Source organism: Enterococcus durans, from assembly GCF_002277935.1.
In the GTDB taxonomy this organism is placed as follows: domain Bacteria; phylum Bacillota; class Bacilli; order Lactobacillales; family Enterococcaceae; genus Enterococcus_B; species Enterococcus_B durans.
Genome location: NZ_CP022930.1, coordinates 1,970,861 through 1,988,488 on the forward strand (window position 1 = coordinate 1,970,861; position 17,628 = coordinate 1,988,488).

Below are 17,628 nucleotides of genomic sequence, written 5' to 3' on the forward strand. Positions count from 1 at the left end.
ATACAATATAACAGAAATAAGAAAAGGAGGACCTCCGATGGCACATTCACAATTGGTTGCAATCATTAAACGACTGGAGGCTATGGTCGAATCAGCAGATAATGAACTGCAAGTCCGTCGTTTTGAAAAAGAGGGCGCTGAAAAATGTACAGTAACTTATGATAAAGCGACTGAAACATTTGAATTAACTGAAACAGATTCACATCAACAATATGAATTTGACAATATCGATATCGTAGCAATGGAGATTTATGACTTGATTCAATAAGAGTTTGCTTGAGGACAAGGAGTTGGCCTCTGTTTAACTTTTAGAAGAATCAATACAAAGTACTTCTCTTCAAGCACTGATCTGTGTTTTGTTTGCTAGATTTCGATCAGAATAGTAAGAGATAAAAAATAGAGAAGGTTCCTAACCATTCATTTTAGGAATTCTTCTCTATTTTTTTGACTCTAGACTCGTTTCTCTCTGAATTCTTCTATAGTAACTCATCAAGATAAGCACAGGGTCGATTTCGTCTTTTGATAATTGACGCTTTAATGCTAGTGTCTTTTCGCCTTTTTCATAATAAAAGTGAGGCGTCTCATCTGCTTTGGTAATCACTGTATCTGCAAGCTGTCCGTAACAGATCAAGTAGTGTTTTCGCCTAGTATCATCTATTGCTAGAGGTAAGCTGAAAGATATTTCAGGCATCCGCAAAAATTTTTTCTGCTCTTTTATCTTTTGGATAAAAGAAGAGGTCAATTCGATCTCGCGTTGGAGCACTGCCGCTTTTTCAAAATTCAACTGTTGGATAAAGTGATCTTGTCTAAGTTTTTGGTAAGTCAATAGTTTTTTATTTCTTCCTTGAAGCAGTCCTTGGATCTCTTTTTTCTTTTGCAGATAAGAGAGCTGTGCAACCTCTGGAAGTTGGGTCTGCAAAGCTAAACGACTGATTTCGGAAAGCCATGGCATTTGATAGGTTTCTTCGATGATCCTTAAAATGATCGGCATTTTCTTATATAATCGAAAAGGCCCATAAGTGTGAGCAAGTGGCACATCCGAAAGACTGAAGCCCTCGTCCGAAATATGTAAATAATTATAATTACTGAAATAATTCATTTGTCGGTTGTAAAAGGGACGGTAATACTGAATCAATTGGCACTCTAATAATAGAGCATCTAATTCTGTGTCTACCACGACAAAATCAAAATCATCGATATGATGGATCAGACGACGGATTTTTTTTGAATGTTGCTGGTTTTTGTGAAAGTACGTACTTACGCGATTTTTTAATTTTTTTGCTTTTCCAACATAGATAACGGAACCTTCTTTATTTTTCATTAAATAAACACCAGGTAATAGCGGCAGTTGTTTTACTTTTTCTTTCAAGGGCGTATCTCCTTTTTTTCCAAAGCTACTATAGCAAATTTCAGGTATAGCGACAACTTTTAAGTTTAAATATAAAGAAATCTATAAAAAATACTTTGATAATCAAATCAATTTTATTTTATACATATTTAATAATATCAATCTTAAATGCTGTTTTATCAGCTTTTATAAATTAGCACCAGATTAAAAAAATATCATAAAAGAAAAAAAGTGGTTTTTAAGGTTGCATTTTGAAAAAAGTTAAGATATAGTTTGAACATCAAATGATTTGATAATCAAACTAATTAGTGGATGGTGGAACATGGAACCAGATTTAAAAACAGTGAATGATTATCTCGTTAGTGTGTTCAATGACATCTTGACAATCGAAGAATCTGAGCTGAAAAAATCTCAATTCAAAGACTTGTCGATCACAGAAATGCATACGATCGAGGCAATCGGGATGTATAAGAAAAAAACGACTTCAGAAGTAGCCAAAGAACTGTCGATTACTGTTGGGACCTTGACCACTGCTATCAATAAGTTAGTAAAAAAAGGCTATGTTGAACGCATCCGAAGTGAAGATGACCGCCGCGTTGTAAAACTTGGGTTGACGAAAAAAGGGAAACTTTTGTATCGTGTCCACCAACATTTTCATCGAGAAATGGTCAAGAATATTTTGGATAGTATGGCTACGGAAGAACAACATGCTTTACTGGCTGCGTTGAAAAACTTGCATGATTTTTTGCGAGATTACAAGTGAGGATTTTTAATGGAACAATTTGGAACGATCACAGCAACCGCTAGTGTCCTTCCCGAAAAAATCATTACCAATGAGGATCTTTCTAAAATGATGGATACATCAGATGAATGGATCGCATCTCGAACGGGTATTAGACAAAGACGTTGTGTCACAGATCAAGAAACTTCTGATCTATGCTATTTGGTAGCAGAAAAATTATTGAAAAAAAGAAATATCGCTGCGAGCGAACTTGACTTTATTATTGTTGCAACGATGTCGCCCGATTATGCGACACCTTCTGTAGCTGTTCAGGTACAGGGGAAGATCGGTGCGATGAGAGCTATCGCATTTGATATCAGTGCAGCTTGCTCTGGGTTTGTTTACGCATTGAGTCTAGCGGAAAAGCTGATTCGCTGTGGCTCCAAAAAAGGCCTAGTTATCGGTGGTGAGACATTATCAAAATTGATTGATTGGTCTGACCGTACAACAGCTGTTTTGTTTGGAGATGGTGCAGGTGGTGTGTTGCTTGAAGCTGGAAACGAACAAAAATTATTGGCTGAACATTTGGCCGCTGATGGTACGCGGGGAACTTCACTTACTGCAGGCTATCATCACAATGCTTCGCCGATTTATACAGAAGATTCAGAAGGTTCTTTCTATTTAAAGATGGTGGGAAGAGATATCTTTGATTTTGCTGTCAGAGACGTTGCGAAAAACATTAAAGAAATCATCAATGATGAGCCAATTGATTATCTGCTTTTGCATCAAGCAAATCTTAGGATCATTGAAAAGATTGCACGAAAAGTAAAAGTACCACAAGAAAAATTTCTGACAAATATGGATAAATATGGCAATACCTCTGCTGCAAGTATTCCGATCCTATTAGATGAAGCGGTAACTAGTGGAAGAATCACTTTAGGAAAAAAACAAAAGGTAGTATTTACAGGTTACGGTGGAGGTTTAACTTGGGGAAGCATCCTCATGGAGCTGTAAACTGATAAAACATAAAAAAATTGTAAACAATATCGGAGGAATATAGATTATGGTATTCGAAAAAATTCAAGAAATTATTGCTGAAGAATTAGGAAAAGAAACTGAAGAAATCAAATTAACAACAAATATCCAAGAAGACTTAGAAGCAGATAGCTTGGATTTATTCCAAATCATTAACGAAATCGAAGATGAATTTGATGTGAAGATCGAAACAGAAGACGGCATCAAAACAGTTCAAGATTTAGTAACTTATGTTGAAAAACAAACTGCATAATCATTGAGATTAGGTTGGGGGCTGGGACATTTCCTTTTATGGGGATGTCTTGGTCTTTTTTACTAAATAGTTGCATCACTAATCCTAAAACTATTGGAGAAAATAAATGAAAACAGCATTTTTATTTAGCGGACAAGGCGCTCAATATCAAGGGATGGGTCAAGACCTCTACCATGAGCCAATCGTAAAAAAAACATTTGATGAAGCAAGTGACATTTTAAGCTATGACATGGCGGAATTATGCTTTTCAGAAAATGAAAAATTGAATCAAACGATGTACACACAACCGGCAATTCTAACTGTTAGTATCGCTTATCAGCGCTTATTGCAGGAACATGGGATTTTTCCGCAAGCTGCTTTAGGGCTTAGTCTAGGAGAATATTCTGCATTAGTTGCAAGTGAGGCATTGCCATTTGCTGAAGCAGTTGCACTGGTAGCCAAAAGAGGTGCTTATATGACAGAAGCAGCACCTGCTGGTAGTGGAAAGATGGTTGCTGTGATGAATGCACCTATCGAAGTCATTGAAGAATGCTGTGTAAAAGCACAAGAACTAGGTATCGTCTCACCAGCAAATTACAATACGCCACAACAAATCGTGATCGGTGGAGAAGAACAGGCGGTGGATCAAGCAGTTGCTTTACTGCAAGAACAAGGAATCAAACGAATGATCCCTTTGAATGTCAGCGGACCTTTCCATACGGCAATTTTAGCACCTGCATCAGAGAAATTAGCAGCAGAGTTAAAGAATGTTGCATTCAATGAACCGAAAATCCCAGTCATCAGTAATACAACAACCGAAGTGATGACAAAGGAACGCATACCGATTTTACTTGAGCAGCAAGTGATGAAGCCGGTTCGTTTCTATGAAAGCATCCATCGTTTGAAAGAGCAGGGAATCGAACAAGTCATTGAAGTTGGACCTGGAAAAGTTCTCAGTGGATTTATGAAAAAAATCGATAAATCGATCCCTGTTCTGCGGGTAGAGAATCAAGCAACATTTGAGGAAACAATGACAAGTATCGGAGGTATGTCATGGAGCTAACAGGAAAAAATGTGTTTATCACAGGTAGTACTAGAGGAATCGGCGCAGCAGTAGCTATCGCTTTTGCAAAAAAAGGGGCAAACATCATCCTTAATGGACGAGGAGAGATCCCAGAAGAGAAAATCTCAGAGATCAAAGCGTTAGGAGTAGAGTGTATTGGTGTTTCTGGAGACATCTCAGATTATGAAAAAGCTGGAATGATGATCAACGAAGCAGAGGCTCGATTAGGTTCTGTTGACATATTGATCAATAATGCCGGGATCACGAATGACAAATTAGTGATGCGCATGTCGGCAGAAGATTTCAAAAAATGTTTAGATATTAATTTGACAGGAACGTTCAATATGACCCAACACGTTTTAAAGAAAATGATGAAAAAACGCGTTGGTGCGATCATCAACTTATCAAGTGTTTCAGGATTGATCGGCAATGTCGGTCAAGCAAATTATGCAGCAAGCAAAGCTGGCGTTGTTGGTTTCACAAAGTCGGTTGCTCGAGAAGCAGCGACTAGAGGTATTACTTGTAACGCAATTGCTCCTGGATTTATTGCTACAGATATGACAGAAGTATTATCAGAAAAAGTCAAAGAACAAGTGGAAAAACAAATTCCAATGCAACGTTTTGGACAGGTGGAAGATGTCGCGAATACAGCAATATTCTTGGCACAGAGTCCATACATTACTGGACAAGTCATCAATGTCGATGGCGGATTGGTCATGCACGGATAAACAAGGAGGAAATAAATCAATGAATCGAGTAGTAATCACTGGTTATGGTGTCACTTCACCAATTGGTAATGATGCTGAGAGCTTTTTAGAAAGTTTGCAAAAAGGAACAAACGGGATTGCACCCATTACAAAATTTGACGCCACAGAAACAGGCATCACTTTAGCAGGAGAGGTAAAAGATTTTCCTTATGATAAATATTTTGTAAAAAAAGATAGCAAACGTATGGATATGTTCTCGATTTATGGTATCTATGCAGCCCTAGAAGCGATGGGGATGAGTGGATTAAATAAAGATGAAATCGATCAGGATCGTTTCGGGGTCATTGTTGGATCAGGGATCGGTGGCTTACCAACGATCGAAAACCAAGTTATCCGAATGCACGATAAGGGACCTCAACGAGTATCACCAATGTTTGTGCCGATGTCTATTGCCAACATGGCAGCCGGTAATATTGCTTTGCGTGTAGGTGCAAAAGGTATCTGTACAGCCATCGTAACAGCATGCGCAAGTGGAACCAATGCGATTGGAGAAGCTTTCCGCAACATCAAACATGGATATTCTGATGTCATCTTAGCAGGTGGAACGGAAGCAACGATTTGTGAAATGGGGATTGCTGGATTCGCAGCATTGACTGCTTTGTCTCGTTCGACAGATCCAAATCGTGGTTCTATTCCATTCGATGAAGAGCGAAATGGCTTTGTCATGGGTGAAGGTGCCGGCGTATTAGTTATCGAATCTTTGGAACATGCACAAGCACGTGGGGCTAAGATCTATGGGGAAATCGTAGGTTATGGTTCAAATTGTGATGCATACCATATGACTGCTCCAACACCTGACGGCTCTGGTGCTTCAAAAGCGATGAAATTAGCAATGGCAGAAGCAGGCATCACACCAGAAGAAGTGGGATATATCAATGCTCACGGTACAAGTACGCCTGCAAATGATCAAGCAGAAGCAAAAGCGATTCAAATTGCTTTGGGTGATAGTTTTAAAGAAACATATGTCAGCAGTACAAAATCAATGACAGGACATCTATTAGGTGCTGCTGGCGGAATTGAAGCGTTAGCAACCTTGATGGCCCTTGAACACCAATTTATTCCACCAAATATCAATGTTCAAAAACAAGATCCAGAAATCGACTTGAATGTTGTGATCAACGAAAGCAAACCTGCAGAACTGACTTATGCGATGAGCAATTCTTTAGGCTTTGGTGGGCATAACGCAGTCTTGTGTATGAAACGTTGGGAGGAATAATGTTGAATATCAATGAAATCAAAGAATTAGTCAGCCAATTTGACGGATCTTCTCTTACAGAATTTGATCTTCGAGAAGGACAATTCGAATTATACATGAATAAAAATGAATCAAGTCGTGGAGTGTCATCTCCTACGTCAACAGTGGAAGTTCCCAACGTTGTGATGGCTGAACCGGTTGTTCCATCTTCAACTAGACCTAAAGTTTCTAAAGAAACTACGCAAACAGCGACTGAATCATTTGATGGTATTGAAGTAAACTCTCCAATCGTTGGGATCGTTTATCTACAACCTGCACCAGATAAACCACAATTCAAATCAGTGGGCGATAAAGTAACAAAAGGTGAAGTGATTTGTATCATTGAAGCGATGAAACTGATGAATGAGATCACTAGTGAAGTGGATGGTCAGATCGTTGAGATCCTTGTAGAGAATGAAGCAATCGTAGAATATGGGCAACCACTCTTCAGAATCCAACCAAACTAAGTAAATCAGGAAAGAGGGACAACATGAACATTCAAGAAATCAAAGAAATTATTCCGCATCGTTATCCGATGTTACTGATTGATCGAGTAGAGGAAATGATTGAAGGAGAGCGGATCGTTGCCAAAAAAAATGTGACGATCAACGAACCATTTTTTCAAGGACATTTTCCGGAAGAACCTGTTATGCCAGGGGTTTTGATCGTAGAAGCGATGGCACAAGCTGGAGCAGTTGCTCTATTGTCTTTAGAACAGTTTAAAGGAAAAACGGCTTACTTTGGCGGCTTAGATAAAGCAAAATTTCGCCGTAAAGTAACACCAGGAGATACATTATACCTTGAAGTTGAAATCACTAAAATCAAATCTTCTGCAGGTATCGGAAAAGGAATCGCAAAAGTGGATGGCAAAAAAGTTGCTGAAGCTGAATTAACCTTTATGATTGGATAGGTGAGTTATGTTTTCAAGAGTTTTGATAGCGAATCGTGGCGAAATTGCCGTACGAATTATCCGTGCTTGTCGTGAGCTTGGGATTCAAACTGTTGCTGTGTACTCACAGGCAGATGCTGATGCGCTTCATACGCAACTTGCAGATGAGGCCATCTGCATAGGACCAGCTAAAGCGACTGATTCATATTTGAATGTGCAAGAAGTCTTAAGTGCTGCCATCGTGACAAAAGCAGAAGCAATCCATCCTGGGTTCGGGTTTTTGTCAGAAAATAGTCGGTTTGCTTCGATGTGTGAGGAATGCAATATTGCGTTTATAGGACCTAAAAGTGCCACGATCGATGCAATGGGAAATAAAATCAATGCGCGCCGTTTAATGCAAGAAGCAAATGTTCCGGTTATTCCCGGTAGTGATGGCGTATTATCAACGGTGGAAGAAGCATTAGAGATTGCAGATAAGATTGGATATCCTGTCATGCTAAAAGCAGCAGCTGGTGGTGGCGGAAAAGGGATCCGAAAAGTTTTATCTAAAGAAGAATTGCCACAGCATTTTTCTTCGGCCCAACAAGAAGCGGCAGCGGCTTTTGGAAATGATGAGATGTATCTAGAAAAAATCATTTATCCGGCAAGACATATCGAAGTACAAATATTAGGGGATCATTATGGGAATGTCCTCCATTTAGGTGAAAGAGATTGTTCTTTGCAACGAAACAATCAAAAAGTGTTAGAAGAGTCTCCATCCGTCGTTATTTCTCAAAGTAAGAGAGACAGTTTAGGAGCAGCTGCAGTACGTGCAGCTAAAGCGGTGAACTACGAAAATGCAGGAACGATTGAATTCTTGATGGATGAATCTGGAGAATTTTATTTCATGGAAATGAATACAAGGATCCAAGTTGAACATCCTGTGACAGAAATGGTCACTAATATTGATCTAGTAAAAAAACAGATCGAGATTGCTTCTGGGTTGCCATTAGAAATCACGCAAGATGAGGTGGTTTTCTCTGGTCATGCGATTGAATGTCGAATCAATGCTGAAAATCCCGCATTTCATTTTGCGCCTTCTCCTGGTACGATCCACAATCTGTTATTACCAGCAGGAGGAATGGGGCTTCGTGTCGATAGCGCCGTATATTCCGGTTATACGATCCCACCTTATTATGATTCAATGATCGCAAAAGTGATCGTTCATGGCGATACACGCTTTGAAGCACTGATGAAGATGCAACGTGCGCTTAGTGAAATCGTAACAGATGGCGTCATTACAAATGCCGAATTTCAGATGGATCTGATCAGTCATCCAGCGGTCATCGCCGGTGACTACAGCACTGCCTTTTTACAAGAAGAATTTTTACCGAATTGGTCACCCGAAACGGAGATAGGAGACGAGTAGATGGCTTTATTCAAGAAGAAAAAATACATTCGAATCAATCCCAATAGAGAAGAAAAGCCAACGAATGCGCCGTCTATTCCAGACAATATGTGGGCGAAATGTCCAAATTGCAAGCATATCATCTATACAAAAGATATAGGTGAGGAAAAAATCTGTCCTCATTGCGACTATAATTTTCGCATCAGTGCATGGCAAAGACTCGCATTGATCATTGATGAGAAAAGCTTAGAGGAATGGGATACGGAACTGGTTACGAAAGATCCATTAGATTTTCCAGGATATCAAGAAAAAATCCAGAAAATGCAAGAAAAGACTGGTCTACATGAGGCGGTACTTACAGGTAAGGCAACGATCAACGGGCTAAGTTTTGCTGTCGGTGTCATGGACTCCAATTTCATCATGGGAAGTATGGGCACAGTGGTCGGTGAAAAAATCACACGGCTATTTGAACGAGCAGAAAAAGAACAGTTACCAGTTGTTTTATTTACAGCTTCAGGGGGAGCCAGAATGCAGGAAGGTATTTTTTCTTTGATGCAGATGGCAAAAATATCTGCAGCAGTGAAACGCCACAGTAACGCTGGCTTGTTTTATTTGACTGTGCTGACTGATCCAACTACTGGTGGTGTAACAGCCAGTTTTGCGATGGAAGGTGACGTCATCATAGCGGAACCACAAAGTCTGATTGGTTTTGCGGGAAGACGTGTGATCGAGCAGACGATCAAACAAGAACTTCCGGATGATTTTCAAAAAGCTGAATTTTTACTGGCACACGGCTTCGTGGATGAAATCGTTCCGAGAAAAGAACTGAAGAAAACGATATATGGGTTGCTTGAATTGCATACGCAGAAAGGTTGGATAAATCATGGATAGAACAGCACATGAAATTGTTCAACTGGCACGCGAAAAGGATCGTTGGACAAGTCTGGATTTTTTTGAAAATATTTTTGAAGGGTTTCGCGAATTTCACGGCGATCGCTTATTTGGGGATGATGAAGCGGTTGTCGGAGGTGTGGCTAAATTAGATGGAAAACCTGTGACAGTGATCGGCATCCAAAAAGGACGAGATCTACAAGAAAACATCCGCAGGAATTTCGGCTCTCCTCATCCTGAAGGGTATCGCAAAGCTTTACGTTTGATGAAACAGGCAGAAAAATTCAAACGACCAGTGATCACATTGATCAATACAGCCGGGGCTTATTGTGGGATCGGTGCGGAAGAACGTGGTGAAGGTGAAGCAATTGCACGGAATTTACTAGAGATGTCGGATCTAAAAGTACCGATCATTGCTATCATCATTGGTGAAGGAGGTAGCGGCGGTGCGTTAGCGCTTGGACTAGCAGATGAAGTCTGGATGTTGGAACAAACGATCTATGCTGTTTTATCTCCTGAAGGATTTGCTTCTATTCTGTGGAAAGATGGGAGTCGGGCAGCTGAAGCAGCTGAGTTGATGAAAGTCGCTGCTACCGAACTGTTTGATCTAGAGGTGATTGATCGTGTGATTCCTGAAACCTTCAATGGTGAACCATTAAGCAAAGAAAAAGTTAGCCGAATGATGCAAAAAGCATTGATTGAAAAACTAACTGAACTATGCCAAACTTCCGTAGAAGAATTGGTGGAAAGACGTTACCAACGTTTCCGAAAATTTTAATGGATAAATCAATAAGAGTATGTACGTTGCCTTTGGAAAAAAGGCGATGCACATACTTTTTTGTTTCTGGTATTTTGCTAATGGATCAATGCCAAATATTTTTTGATTTAATTACTTGATCTAAAGATGTTTTCTCAACAGAAGAGAGGTAGGCTTCTTCGTAAATAAGTATACTATACTTTTTTTCATTTACATTCCTTTAATTATACTTAAATAAGTGTATATATTCATATTAAAAACCGTAGTCTGCATTTTTATTTAATAAATATACAAAAAATGCTTTTTTTTGAAATTTTCATGCTATAATAACTTCACTGAATAGAAAGTTTCGTATTAGGAGGAAATAAAATGAAAAAAATCACAGGTATCATTGTTACAGCTTTAGCTTTATTTGCTTTAGGAGCATGTGGAAGTAGCGGGGGTTCTTCTTCTAGCTCTTCAGATAAATCAGACAATCAATTAGCAGCGATCAAAAAAAGCGGTGTCTTGAAAGTTGCGACATCTGCGGATTACGCACCATTTGAATTCCATACAATGGTGGATGGAAAAGATAAAATCGTTGGTTCTGATATCGATCTAGTCAATGAGATTGCTAAGGAATTAGGGGTCAAAGCTGAAGTTTCTGATATGAGTTTTAATACTGTACTTGCTTCATTGAAAGAAGGTAAATCGGATATTGCGATTTCTGCCATCTCTGCTACTGATGAAAGAAAAGAACAGTTTGACTTTACGGATAATTACTACAATCCACCACAAGTTGTTGTCATCAACAAAAAGAATAAAGATGCTTACACAAGTACTGATGCATTGAAAGACAAAAATGTGGGTGCCCAAAAAGGTTCTATCCAAGAAGATGTTGTAAAAACACAGATTGAGGGTTCTAAACTAGTAACGATCGATAAAGTGCCAAATATGGTAGTGGAAGTGAATCAAGGATCATTAGATGCGATGGTTGTAGAAAAAACGATTGCGGAATCATATATCGCTCAAAATCCTGATTTGACAATTGCTGATATTACGCTTAAACCATCTGCTGATGAAGCATTCGCGATTGCATTACCAAAAGGTAGCAGTGACTTGCAAAAAGAATTGAATACCATCATCAAAAAGTTGAACGATGAAGGAAAAGTCGATGAATTTATTAAAAAGAACAATGAACTAGCTGAAAAAACAGCTACAGAATAGAGGGTATAAAGCGTGAACTTTTCATTTTTAGATAAATATCTCCCGTACTTTGTTTCTGGTACGGGAATCACGATCATTATTTCGATTGTCACAGTTGTCTTAGGAACACTGATTGGTTTAGTCATGGCTTTGATGAAATTATCAAAAAACAAACCATTGAATTGGATAGCTAATATTTACATTGAAGTATTACGGGGCACACCGATGCTTTTACAAATCATGATCGGTTTTCTGTTACTACAAGGTTTCTTTCCTTCAAAAAGTGTAGAACTAGGCGTGTTGACTGTAGATCTAGGAAGATTGCTTCCGGGGATGATCGTATTGTCTTTGAACTCTGGAGCATATGTTGCTGAAATCATTCGTGGAGGCATCATGGCTATCAATTACGGACAGACAGAAGCATCTTATTCTTTAGGGCTACGTCCAGCACAGACGATGCGTTATGTGATTCTTCCACAGGCATTGAGGAACATCTTACCGCCATTAGGGAATGAATTTATTACATTGATCAAGGATTCCTCGTTGCTAACTGCGATTGGGATCAATGAATTGATGGGCGCAGCACAGATCGTCATTTCAAACTCATATATCCCTTTAGAGCCTTATTTCGTAGCAGCGGGCGTTTACTTCGTCATGACGTTCGTTACTTCTCGTTTATTGAATTTATGGGAGAAAAAACTTGGTAAAGGCTACCAGAGATAGGAGTAAAGCACGATGAGTGAAGCATTGATAAAAATCAGTCATTTAAATAAAAAATTTGGGGATAATGAGGTATTGAAGGACATATCTGCCGAAATCGTCCCAGGTGAAGTTGTCGTGATCTTAGGACCGTCTGGCTCAGGGAAAAGCACATTGCTAAGATGTGTCAATCTATTAGAAGTACCAACTACAGGCAAGATCGAATTTGAAGGAGCAGACATCACCGATAAGAAAAATGATATTTTTAAGACTAGAGAAAAAATGGGCATGGTTTTTCAACAATTCAATCTTTTCCCTAATATGACAGTCTTGCAGAATATTACATTATCTCCAATAAAAGTAAAGAAACTCTCAAAAGAAGCAGCAGAAAAGATTGCCAAAGACTTATTGGGAAAAGTTGGGCTTTCTGACAAGGCTGATGCATACCCACAATCTTTATCAGGTGGGCAGCAACAAAGGATCGCCATCGCACGAGCTTTGGCCATGCAACCAGATGTGATGCTTTTTGATGAACCGACTTCTGCACTTGATCCTGAAATGGTCGGAGAAGTACTAGAAGTGATGCAACAACTAGCAAAAGAAGGCATGACTATGGTGATCGTTACTCATGAAATGGGCTTTGCTAAAGAAGTGGGAGACCGGGTCATTTTCATGGATGGCGGTGTCATAGTAGAAGAAGGCACACCAACTGAAGTATTTGAACATACAAGTAATCCTAGAACAGTGGACTTTTTATCCAAAGTCTTATAAAGCTAGAGAAATAGCTACGAATGGTCTTCTAGTCAAAGGGAGAGCAGTTCGTAGTTTTTTCTTTTAGGTACATTTATTCCAAAACGATTCAGGTATAGAGGTAGTTTTTTTTTAACATTTGCAGTATAATATAGTGTTGAGGAGTACGTTTCGTGCTCCTTCATTTTTTGCAGATGAGGAGACAACATGTTTTCAAATTATAAACCAACATGGATGGTGGATGCCATCTACAAAATTACCCCTGCACAATTAAAAAAACTGGGGATCAAAGCTGTTTTAACTGATTTGGATAATACATTGATTGCTTGGAATAATCCAGATGGCACAGAAGAATTGCTCGATTGGATTTTAGAGATGAGAAATGCTGGTATCCCAGTTGTTGTAGTTTCAAATAACAACTCGGAGCGTGTTGCACGTGCTGTTGATAAGTTCGAACTGATGTATGTGGCAAGAGCCATGAAACCACTCGCGCTAGGAATCAACAATGCAAAGAAAAAACTAAATCTTTCAGATGATGAATTAGTGATGGTCGGCGACCAAATCATGACAGATGTCAGAGGGGCGAATCGAGCGGGAATCCGTAGTATTTTAGTGAAGCCCATCATCGATACGGATAGCTGGAAAACACGATTCAATCGTTTTTGGGAACGTAAAATCATGGCCTATTTATTAGCACACAATCCTGATATGGGCTGGCGAGGTGGAATTGAATGAACGAAGAACTACAATGTATCGGCTGTGGAGCGGTGATCCAAACCGAACATCCTAATGAGTTAGGGTATACACCAAAAGCGGCATTAGAAAAGGGCTTAGCATCTGGCGAGGTCTATTGTCAACGATGCTTTCGCTTGAGACATTATAATGAGATCCAAGATGTATCCTTAACAGATGATGATTTCTTGCGATTATTGAATGAACTAGGACAAAAAGACGCATTGATCGTCAATGTAGTCGATATTTTTGATTTTAACGGTTCACTGATTCCAGGGCTGCATCGCTTTGTGGGCAATAATCCAGTATTATTAGTTGGAAACAAAGTGGATATTTTACCAAAATCTTTGAAAAAACCAAAAATGATCCAATGGATGAAAGAACGAGCATTTGAAGCTGGCTTACGTCCTGTTGAGGTCCTATTGACTAGTGCCAAAAAAGCGAATGAAATGGAAATGTTGCTGGAAAAAATCGAAGAATACCGTGAAGGACGAGACGTCTATATCGTTGGTGTGACAAATGTTGGAAAATCAACGTTGATCAATCAGATCATCAAAAATACAGCAGGTGTCCAAGATGTCATCACGACTTCTCAGTTCCCCGGAACTACATTAGATAAGATCGAGATTCCTTTGGATGATGGACACTTTTTGGTTGATACTCCAGGAATCATCCATCGCCATCAAATGGCTCATTATTTAGGAAAAAAAGATCTAAGGATCATTGCGCCAACTAAGGAAATCAAACCTAAAGGCTACCAACTGAATGAAGGACAGAGCCTTTTCTTAGGCGGATTAGCGAGATTTGATTTTATCAGCGGCGAACGTGGCTCTTTTATTGCTTATGTGTCGAATGATGTGAATCTACATCGAACAAAATTGGAAAAAGCGGATGAATTCTATGAAAAACACGTAGGTGGTTTATTGCAGCCGCCTCGTCCTGATGAAGTAGCAGCGTTTCCAGAACTTGTCCGTTTTGAATTTTCTGTCAAAGAGAAAACGGATATCGTGTTTGCTGGTTTAGGCTGGATCACTGTTACGCAACCTGCTGTCGTAGCGGGTTGGGCGCCTAAAGGGGTAAATGTAATGAAAAGAAAAGCATTGATTTAAGGAAGAAGGAACGATATGAGTCTAAGAGGAAAACAAAAACGTTTTTTACGTAGTAAAGCCCATCATTTACAACCAATCTTTCAAATAGGAAAAGGTGGAATCAATTCAGCAATGATGGTGCAGATTGCCGAAGCACTTGAAAAAAGAGAGTTGATCAAAGTTTCCTTATTGCAAAATACGGATGAGATTGCTGAGGATGTGGCAAAAATTTTAGAAGAAGAAGTAAGATGTGAAGTTGTTCAGATCATCGGTCGGGTCCTTGTTTTATATAAACCTTCTTCCAAGGAAAAATATCAACGTATATCGAAAGAAGTTAGAGCAATTTAAGGAGTGACGATAATGAAATCGCAAGCGAAATCTTTTGTCCGTTCCCAAGTGTTTCCTCAAGCAATGCCACAAATTTTCGAGAAACGAAAGCAAGTAGGCATTCTTGGGGGAACGTTCAACCCTGTCCATCTTGCTCATTTAGTTATGGCGGATCAAGCAGGTAAAAATCTAGGTTTGGATGAAGTTTATTTGATGCCGTCTTATCAACCACCACATGTGGATGAAAAAAAGACCATCGATGCTTCCCATCGCTTAAAGATGCTTGAACTTGCGATAGCTGATAATCCCTTTTTAAAAATAGAAACGATCGAATTGACTCGAAAAGGTAAGAGCTATACGTATGATACCATGAAGGCATTGACTCAAAACAATCCAGAAACGGATTATTATTTTATTATCGGTGGCGACATGGTAGAATACTTACCTAAATGGTATAAAATCGATGAATTAGTCACAATGGTAAACTTTGTCGGGATTCAGCGTACCGGTTATACGACTGAGACACCATATCCTGTCATCTGGGTAGATGTACCTGAAATCGATATTAGTTCAACGAAGATACGACAAAAGATCCAACAAGGTTGTTCTGTTCGTTATCTCGTTCCTGATAAAGTGATTGACTATATCCAGAAAGAAGGGTTATATCAAGATGAACTATAGTGAAGAATACACGGGTTATTCGAGAGAGATATTGATGCAAAAAATCCAGATGAGAATGAGTGAACGTCGGTTCAAACATGTCCTTGGTGTAGAAGAAATGGCAATCGCATTGGCAGAAAAATACGGCTGTTCTCCTGAAAAAGCGAGTATCGCTGCACTGACCCACGATTACGCAAAAGAACGTCCAGATGATGAATTCATATTAGTGATCAAAAGAGATGGTTATGATACAGCATTACTGGACTATGGCAATGCGATCTGGCACGGTGTTGTGGGAGCTTCTTTTGTCGAAAGAGAACTGGGTATTACAGACGAAGAAATCCTTCATGCCATACGTGTTCATACTACGGGGGCGGCAAAAATGTCTCTGTTGGATAAGATCATCTATGTGGCGGACTACATTGAACCCGGTCGTGTATTTCCTGGCGTAAAAGAAGCACGTGAACTTGCTTTGATCGATCTTGATGAAGCGGTAGCGTTTGAAACCAAGCATACATTGGCTCATCTCATTGAACAAGAACAACAAATTTATCCCAAAACAATTGAAACATATAATCGTTGGGTGGCTCAAAAATAACAGCTGCTCTATTAGGAGGAAATTATTATCAATAGCAAAGAACAATTACAAATCGCTGTCAAAGCAGCAGATTCAAAACGAGCAGAAGACATCATTGCCTTAGATGTTCGTGAAGTTTCTCTATTAGCAGATTATTTCATGATCTGCTCTGCAAATAGCGAACGTCAAATCAACGCCATTACAGAAGAAATCCTTGATAAGGAAGAAGAAAGCAATTACGAAGTAAGAAGAGTTGAAGGAAAAGAAGGCGGAAAATGGATCTTGATCGATCTTGGAGACGTCATTGTCCATGTTTTCCATGCACCTGAAAGAAGTTTTTATAATTTAGAAAGATTGTGGTCTGATGCACCATTAGTCGACCTAACTGATTGGTTAGATTAATATGGCTTATGAAACATTTGCTTTTGTTTATGACGAAGTAATGGATGAAACACTGTATCAGCAATGGCTAGATTTTTCGAAACGCCATTTACCCAAAGACACCCAAAATATTTTGGAGTTAGCTTGTGGAACAGGTGCTTTGGCTGTGGCATTTGCCAAAGATGGTTACCATGTGACTGGTTTGGACCTATCGGAAGAAATGCTGATGATCGCTAGTCAACGCGCATATGAAGAAGAAGCTTCTATCCAGTTTGTGGAAGGGAACATGCTTGATTTATCTGAGATGGGCCAGTATCAGGCTATTACTTGTTTTTCAGACTCTCTGTGCTATATGAAGAATGAACAGGAAGTCCAACAAGTGTTCGATGAAGTCTACCAAGCGTTAGAAGACGAAGGAAGATTTTTATTTGATGTCCATTCCATTTACCAAGTGGATACAGTTTTCCCAGAATATAGCTACCATTATCAAAATGATCGATTTGCTTTCTTATGGGATAGTTACCCAGGAAAAGAAAAACACAGTATCGAACATTTCTTGACATTTTTTGTAGAAGACCCACAAGGATCAGGCACATTCATTCGTGAGGATGAGTTGCACCAAGAGCAAACATATTCTTTAGATAATTACTTGAGAATGCTAGAAAACAGCGGTTTTTCCAAAGTAGAAGCATATGCTGATTTTACGGATGACCAACCATCTGAAGAGACAAAAAGACTATTTTTTGTTGCATATAAAGAATAGAAGTCATAGAAGAAGCCCCGAGCTTCACTAAATGAGTCGGACAATCAGAAAGACTTTATCGTTTTCTGATGGTTCGGCTTACTTTTCGATTTTTGTAGATTGGGAGTATACGGATACACAATGGTTTGATTTTAATCATTTG

Annotated in this window: 23 protein-coding genes; 22 read left to right on the top strand and 1 reads right to left on the bottom strand. The window is 39.2% G+C overall.

The genetic code is table 11. The annotated features are described in order from the left end of the window. Positions 1-37 precede the first annotated feature (37 nt). Complete coding sequence (locus tag CJZ72_RS09365) at positions 38-268, top strand: YkuJ family protein (protein ID WP_005876296.1); 231 nt, start codon at positions 38-40, stop codon at positions 266-268. A gap of 168 nt (positions 269-436) precedes the next feature. Here the strand turns inward: CJZ72_RS09365 and CJZ72_RS09370 are convergent, their stop codons facing one another. Beyond that, on the bottom strand, positions 437-1,321 hold the full coding sequence (locus tag CJZ72_RS09370) for a GIY-YIG nuclease family protein (RefSeq protein ID WP_171024615.1): 885 nt from the start codon (positions 1,319-1,321) through the stop codon (positions 437-439). Between the two features lie 349 nt (positions 1,322-1,670). On the opposite strand from CJZ72_RS09370, the gene fabT reads away from it, so the two are divergent. The 21 genes from fabT to CJZ72_RS09475 all read left to right on the top strand — a co-directional run bounded on the left by fabT (position 1,671) and on the right by CJZ72_RS09475 (position 17,486). Then, positions 1,671-2,111, top strand: coding sequence for a fatty acid biosynthesis transcriptional regulator FabT (fabT, locus tag CJZ72_RS09375; RefSeq protein WP_005876292.1), 441 nt, complete (start codon positions 1,671-1,673; stop codon positions 2,109-2,111). A 9-nt stretch (positions 2,112-2,120) separates the two neighbouring features. Next, a complete protein-coding gene (locus CJZ72_RS09380; RefSeq protein ID WP_081134749.1) occupies positions 2,121-3,083 on the top strand; it encodes a beta-ketoacyl-ACP synthase III in 963 nt (320 codons plus the stop codon). 49 nt (positions 3,084-3,132) lie between these two features. Next, positions 3,133-3,357 (top strand): acyl carrier protein, encoded by a 225-nt coding sequence (locus CJZ72_RS09385; protein ID WP_005876288.1) that lies wholly within the window; start codon positions 3,133-3,135, stop codon positions 3,355-3,357. A gap of 106 nt (positions 3,358-3,463) precedes the next feature. Next, complete coding sequence (gene fabD, locus CJZ72_RS09390) at positions 3,464-4,399, top strand: ACP S-malonyltransferase (protein ID WP_081134747.1); 936 nt, start codon at positions 3,464-3,466, stop codon at positions 4,397-4,399. Then, positions 4,390-5,127: a 3-oxoacyl-[acyl-carrier-protein] reductase gene (gene fabG / locus CJZ72_RS09395; protein ID WP_081134746.1), complete on the top strand. Its 738-nt coding sequence runs from the start codon at positions 4,390-4,392 to the stop codon at positions 5,125-5,127. Before fabD ends, fabG begins: the two co-directional genes overlap by 10 nt. A 19-nt stretch (positions 5,128-5,146) precedes the next feature. Next, complete coding sequence (fabF, locus tag CJZ72_RS09400; protein WP_081134744.1) at positions 5,147-6,382, top strand: beta-ketoacyl-ACP synthase II; 1,236 nt, start codon at positions 5,147-5,149, stop codon at positions 6,380-6,382. 2 nt (positions 6,383-6,384) lie between these two features. Further along, the gene (gene accB / locus CJZ72_RS09405; RefSeq protein ID WP_171024614.1) at positions 6,385-6,867 is read left to right on the top strand and encodes an acetyl-CoA carboxylase biotin carboxyl carrier protein; all 483 of its coding nucleotides are present in this window, start codon (positions 6,385-6,387) and stop codon (positions 6,865-6,867) included. A gap of 23 nt (positions 6,868-6,890) precedes the next feature. Further along, positions 6,891-7,310 carry a 3-hydroxyacyl-ACP dehydratase FabZ gene (gene fabZ / locus CJZ72_RS09410; protein ID WP_005876277.1) on the top strand — a complete coding sequence of 140 codons (420 nt, stop codon included), beginning with the start codon at positions 6,891-6,893 and terminating at the stop codon, positions 7,308-7,310. 7 nt (positions 7,311-7,317) lie between these two features. Next, positions 7,318-8,697, top strand: a complete 1,380-nt coding sequence (locus tag CJZ72_RS09415) for an acetyl-CoA carboxylase biotin carboxylase subunit (RefSeq protein ID WP_081134741.1) — start codon at positions 7,318-7,320, stop codon at positions 8,695-8,697. Further along, positions 8,698-9,567: an acetyl-CoA carboxylase, carboxyltransferase subunit beta gene (accD, locus tag CJZ72_RS09420; RefSeq protein WP_081134739.1), complete on the top strand. Its 870-nt coding sequence runs from the start codon at positions 8,698-8,700 to the stop codon at positions 9,565-9,567. Then, positions 9,560-10,345: an acetyl-CoA carboxylase carboxyl transferase subunit alpha gene (locus CJZ72_RS09425; protein ID WP_081134738.1), complete on the top strand. Its 786-nt coding sequence runs from the start codon at positions 9,560-9,562 to the stop codon at positions 10,343-10,345. The genes accD and CJZ72_RS09425 overlap by 8 nt, the downstream gene beginning before the upstream one ends. Positions 10,346-10,693: 348 nt before the next feature. Continuing rightward, positions 10,694-11,530, top strand: a complete 837-nt coding sequence (locus tag CJZ72_RS09430; RefSeq protein WP_005877801.1) for a transporter substrate-binding domain-containing protein — start codon at positions 10,694-10,696, stop codon at positions 11,528-11,530. A gap of 12 nt (positions 11,531-11,542) precedes the next feature. Further along, the gene (locus tag CJZ72_RS09435; protein ID WP_081134736.1) at positions 11,543-12,232 is read left to right on the top strand and encodes an amino acid ABC transporter permease; all 690 of its coding nucleotides are present in this window, start codon (positions 11,543-11,545) and stop codon (positions 12,230-12,232) included. Positions 12,233-12,244: 12 nt separating this feature from the next. Then, positions 12,245-12,979 carry an amino acid ABC transporter ATP-binding protein gene (locus tag CJZ72_RS09440; protein WP_081134734.1) on the top strand — a complete coding sequence of 245 codons (735 nt, stop codon included), beginning with the start codon at positions 12,245-12,247 and terminating at the stop codon, positions 12,977-12,979. A 186-nt stretch (positions 12,980-13,165) separates the two neighbouring features. Further along, on the top strand, positions 13,166-13,693 hold the full coding sequence (locus tag CJZ72_RS09445) for a YqeG family HAD IIIA-type phosphatase (protein ID WP_081134733.1): 528 nt from the start codon (positions 13,166-13,168) through the stop codon (positions 13,691-13,693). Next, positions 13,690-14,799 (top strand): ribosome biogenesis GTPase YqeH, encoded by a 1,110-nt coding sequence (gene yqeH, locus CJZ72_RS09450; RefSeq protein WP_081134731.1) that lies wholly within the window; start codon positions 13,690-13,692, stop codon positions 14,797-14,799. Before CJZ72_RS09445 ends, yqeH begins: the two co-directional genes overlap by 4 nt. Positions 14,800-14,814: 15 nt before the next feature. Continuing rightward, on the top strand, positions 14,815-15,126 hold the full coding sequence (gene yhbY / locus CJZ72_RS09455; protein ID WP_053108905.1) for a ribosome assembly RNA-binding protein YhbY: 312 nt from the start codon (positions 14,815-14,817) through the stop codon (positions 15,124-15,126). Between the two features lie 9 nt (positions 15,127-15,135). Beyond that, the gene (locus tag CJZ72_RS09460) at positions 15,136-15,786 is read left to right on the top strand and encodes a nicotinate-nucleotide adenylyltransferase (protein WP_025479907.1); all 651 of its coding nucleotides are present in this window, start codon (positions 15,136-15,138) and stop codon (positions 15,784-15,786) included. After that, positions 15,776-16,363, top strand: a complete 588-nt coding sequence (gene yqeK / locus CJZ72_RS09465) for a bis(5'-nucleosyl)-tetraphosphatase (symmetrical) YqeK (RefSeq protein WP_005877814.1) — start codon at positions 15,776-15,778, stop codon at positions 16,361-16,363. Before CJZ72_RS09460 ends, yqeK begins: the two co-directional genes overlap by 11 nt. Positions 16,364-16,387: 24 nt before the next feature. Then, positions 16,388-16,744 carry a ribosome silencing factor gene (gene rsfS, locus CJZ72_RS09470; RefSeq protein ID WP_095443791.1) on the top strand — a complete coding sequence of 119 codons (357 nt, stop codon included), beginning with the start codon at positions 16,388-16,390 and terminating at the stop codon, positions 16,742-16,744. A gap of 1 nt (position 16,745) precedes the next feature. Beyond that, positions 16,746-17,486 carry a class I SAM-dependent DNA methyltransferase gene (locus CJZ72_RS09475; protein ID WP_005877822.1) on the top strand — a complete coding sequence of 247 codons (741 nt, stop codon included), beginning with the start codon at positions 16,746-16,748 and terminating at the stop codon, positions 17,484-17,486. The last annotated feature ends 142 nt before the right edge of the window (positions 17,487-17,628 follow it).

Excerpts from the sequence above, each read along its gene's own strand:
- CJZ72_RS09475 (WP_005877822.1), top strand. The coding sequence starts at position 16,746 with ATGGCTTATGAAACATTTGCTTTTGTTTATGACGAAGTAATGGATGAA.
- yhbY (WP_053108905.1), top strand. The coding sequence starts at position 14,815 with ATGAGTCTAAGAGGAAAACAAAAACGTTTTTTACGTAGTAAAGCCCAT.
- CJZ72_RS09440 (WP_081134734.1), top strand. The coding sequence starts at position 12,245 with ATGAGTGAAGCATTGATAAAAATCAGTCATTTAAATAAAAAATTTGGG.
- CJZ72_RS09370 (WP_171024615.1), bottom strand. The coding sequence starts at position 1,321 with ATGAAAAATAAAGAAGGTTCCGTTATCTATGTTGGAAAAGCAAAAAAA.
- fabD (WP_081134747.1), top strand. The coding sequence starts at position 3,464 with ATGAAAACAGCATTTTTATTTAGCGGACAAGGCGCTCAATATCAAGGG.
- accD (WP_081134739.1), top strand. The coding sequence starts at position 8,698 with ATGGCTTTATTCAAGAAGAAAAAATACATTCGAATCAATCCCAATAGA.
- CJZ72_RS09445 (WP_081134733.1), top strand. The coding sequence starts at position 13,166 with ATGTTTTCAAATTATAAACCAACATGGATGGTGGATGCCATCTACAAA.
- fabF (WP_081134744.1), top strand. The coding sequence starts at position 5,147 with ATGAATCGAGTAGTAATCACTGGTTATGGTGTCACTTCACCAATTGGT.
- CJZ72_RS09365 (WP_005876296.1), top strand. The coding sequence starts at position 38 with ATGGCACATTCACAATTGGTTGCAATCATTAAACGACTGGAGGCTATG.
- CJZ72_RS09430 (WP_005877801.1), top strand. The coding sequence starts at position 10,694 with ATGAAAAAAATCACAGGTATCATTGTTACAGCTTTAGCTTTATTTGCT.
- fabT (WP_005876292.1), top strand. The coding sequence starts at position 1,671 with ATGGAACCAGATTTAAAAACAGTGAATGATTATCTCGTTAGTGTGTTC.
- CJZ72_RS09425 (WP_081134738.1), top strand. The coding sequence starts at position 9,560 with ATGGATAGAACAGCACATGAAATTGTTCAACTGGCACGCGAAAAGGAT.
- yqeH (WP_081134731.1), top strand. The coding sequence starts at position 13,690 with ATGAACGAAGAACTACAATGTATCGGCTGTGGAGCGGTGATCCAAACC.
- fabZ (WP_005876277.1), top strand. The coding sequence starts at position 6,891 with ATGAACATTCAAGAAATCAAAGAAATTATTCCGCATCGTTATCCGATG.
- CJZ72_RS09380 (WP_081134749.1), top strand. The coding sequence starts at position 2,121 with ATGGAACAATTTGGAACGATCACAGCAACCGCTAGTGTCCTTCCCGAA.
- CJZ72_RS09415 (WP_081134741.1), top strand. The coding sequence starts at position 7,318 with ATGTTTTCAAGAGTTTTGATAGCGAATCGTGGCGAAATTGCCGTACGA.
- yqeK (WP_005877814.1), top strand. The coding sequence starts at position 15,776 with ATGAACTATAGTGAAGAATACACGGGTTATTCGAGAGAGATATTGATG.
- CJZ72_RS09385 (WP_005876288.1), top strand. The coding sequence starts at position 3,133 with ATGGTATTCGAAAAAATTCAAGAAATTATTGCTGAAGAATTAGGAAAA.
- fabG (WP_081134746.1), top strand. The coding sequence starts at position 4,390 with ATGGAGCTAACAGGAAAAAATGTGTTTATCACAGGTAGTACTAGAGGA.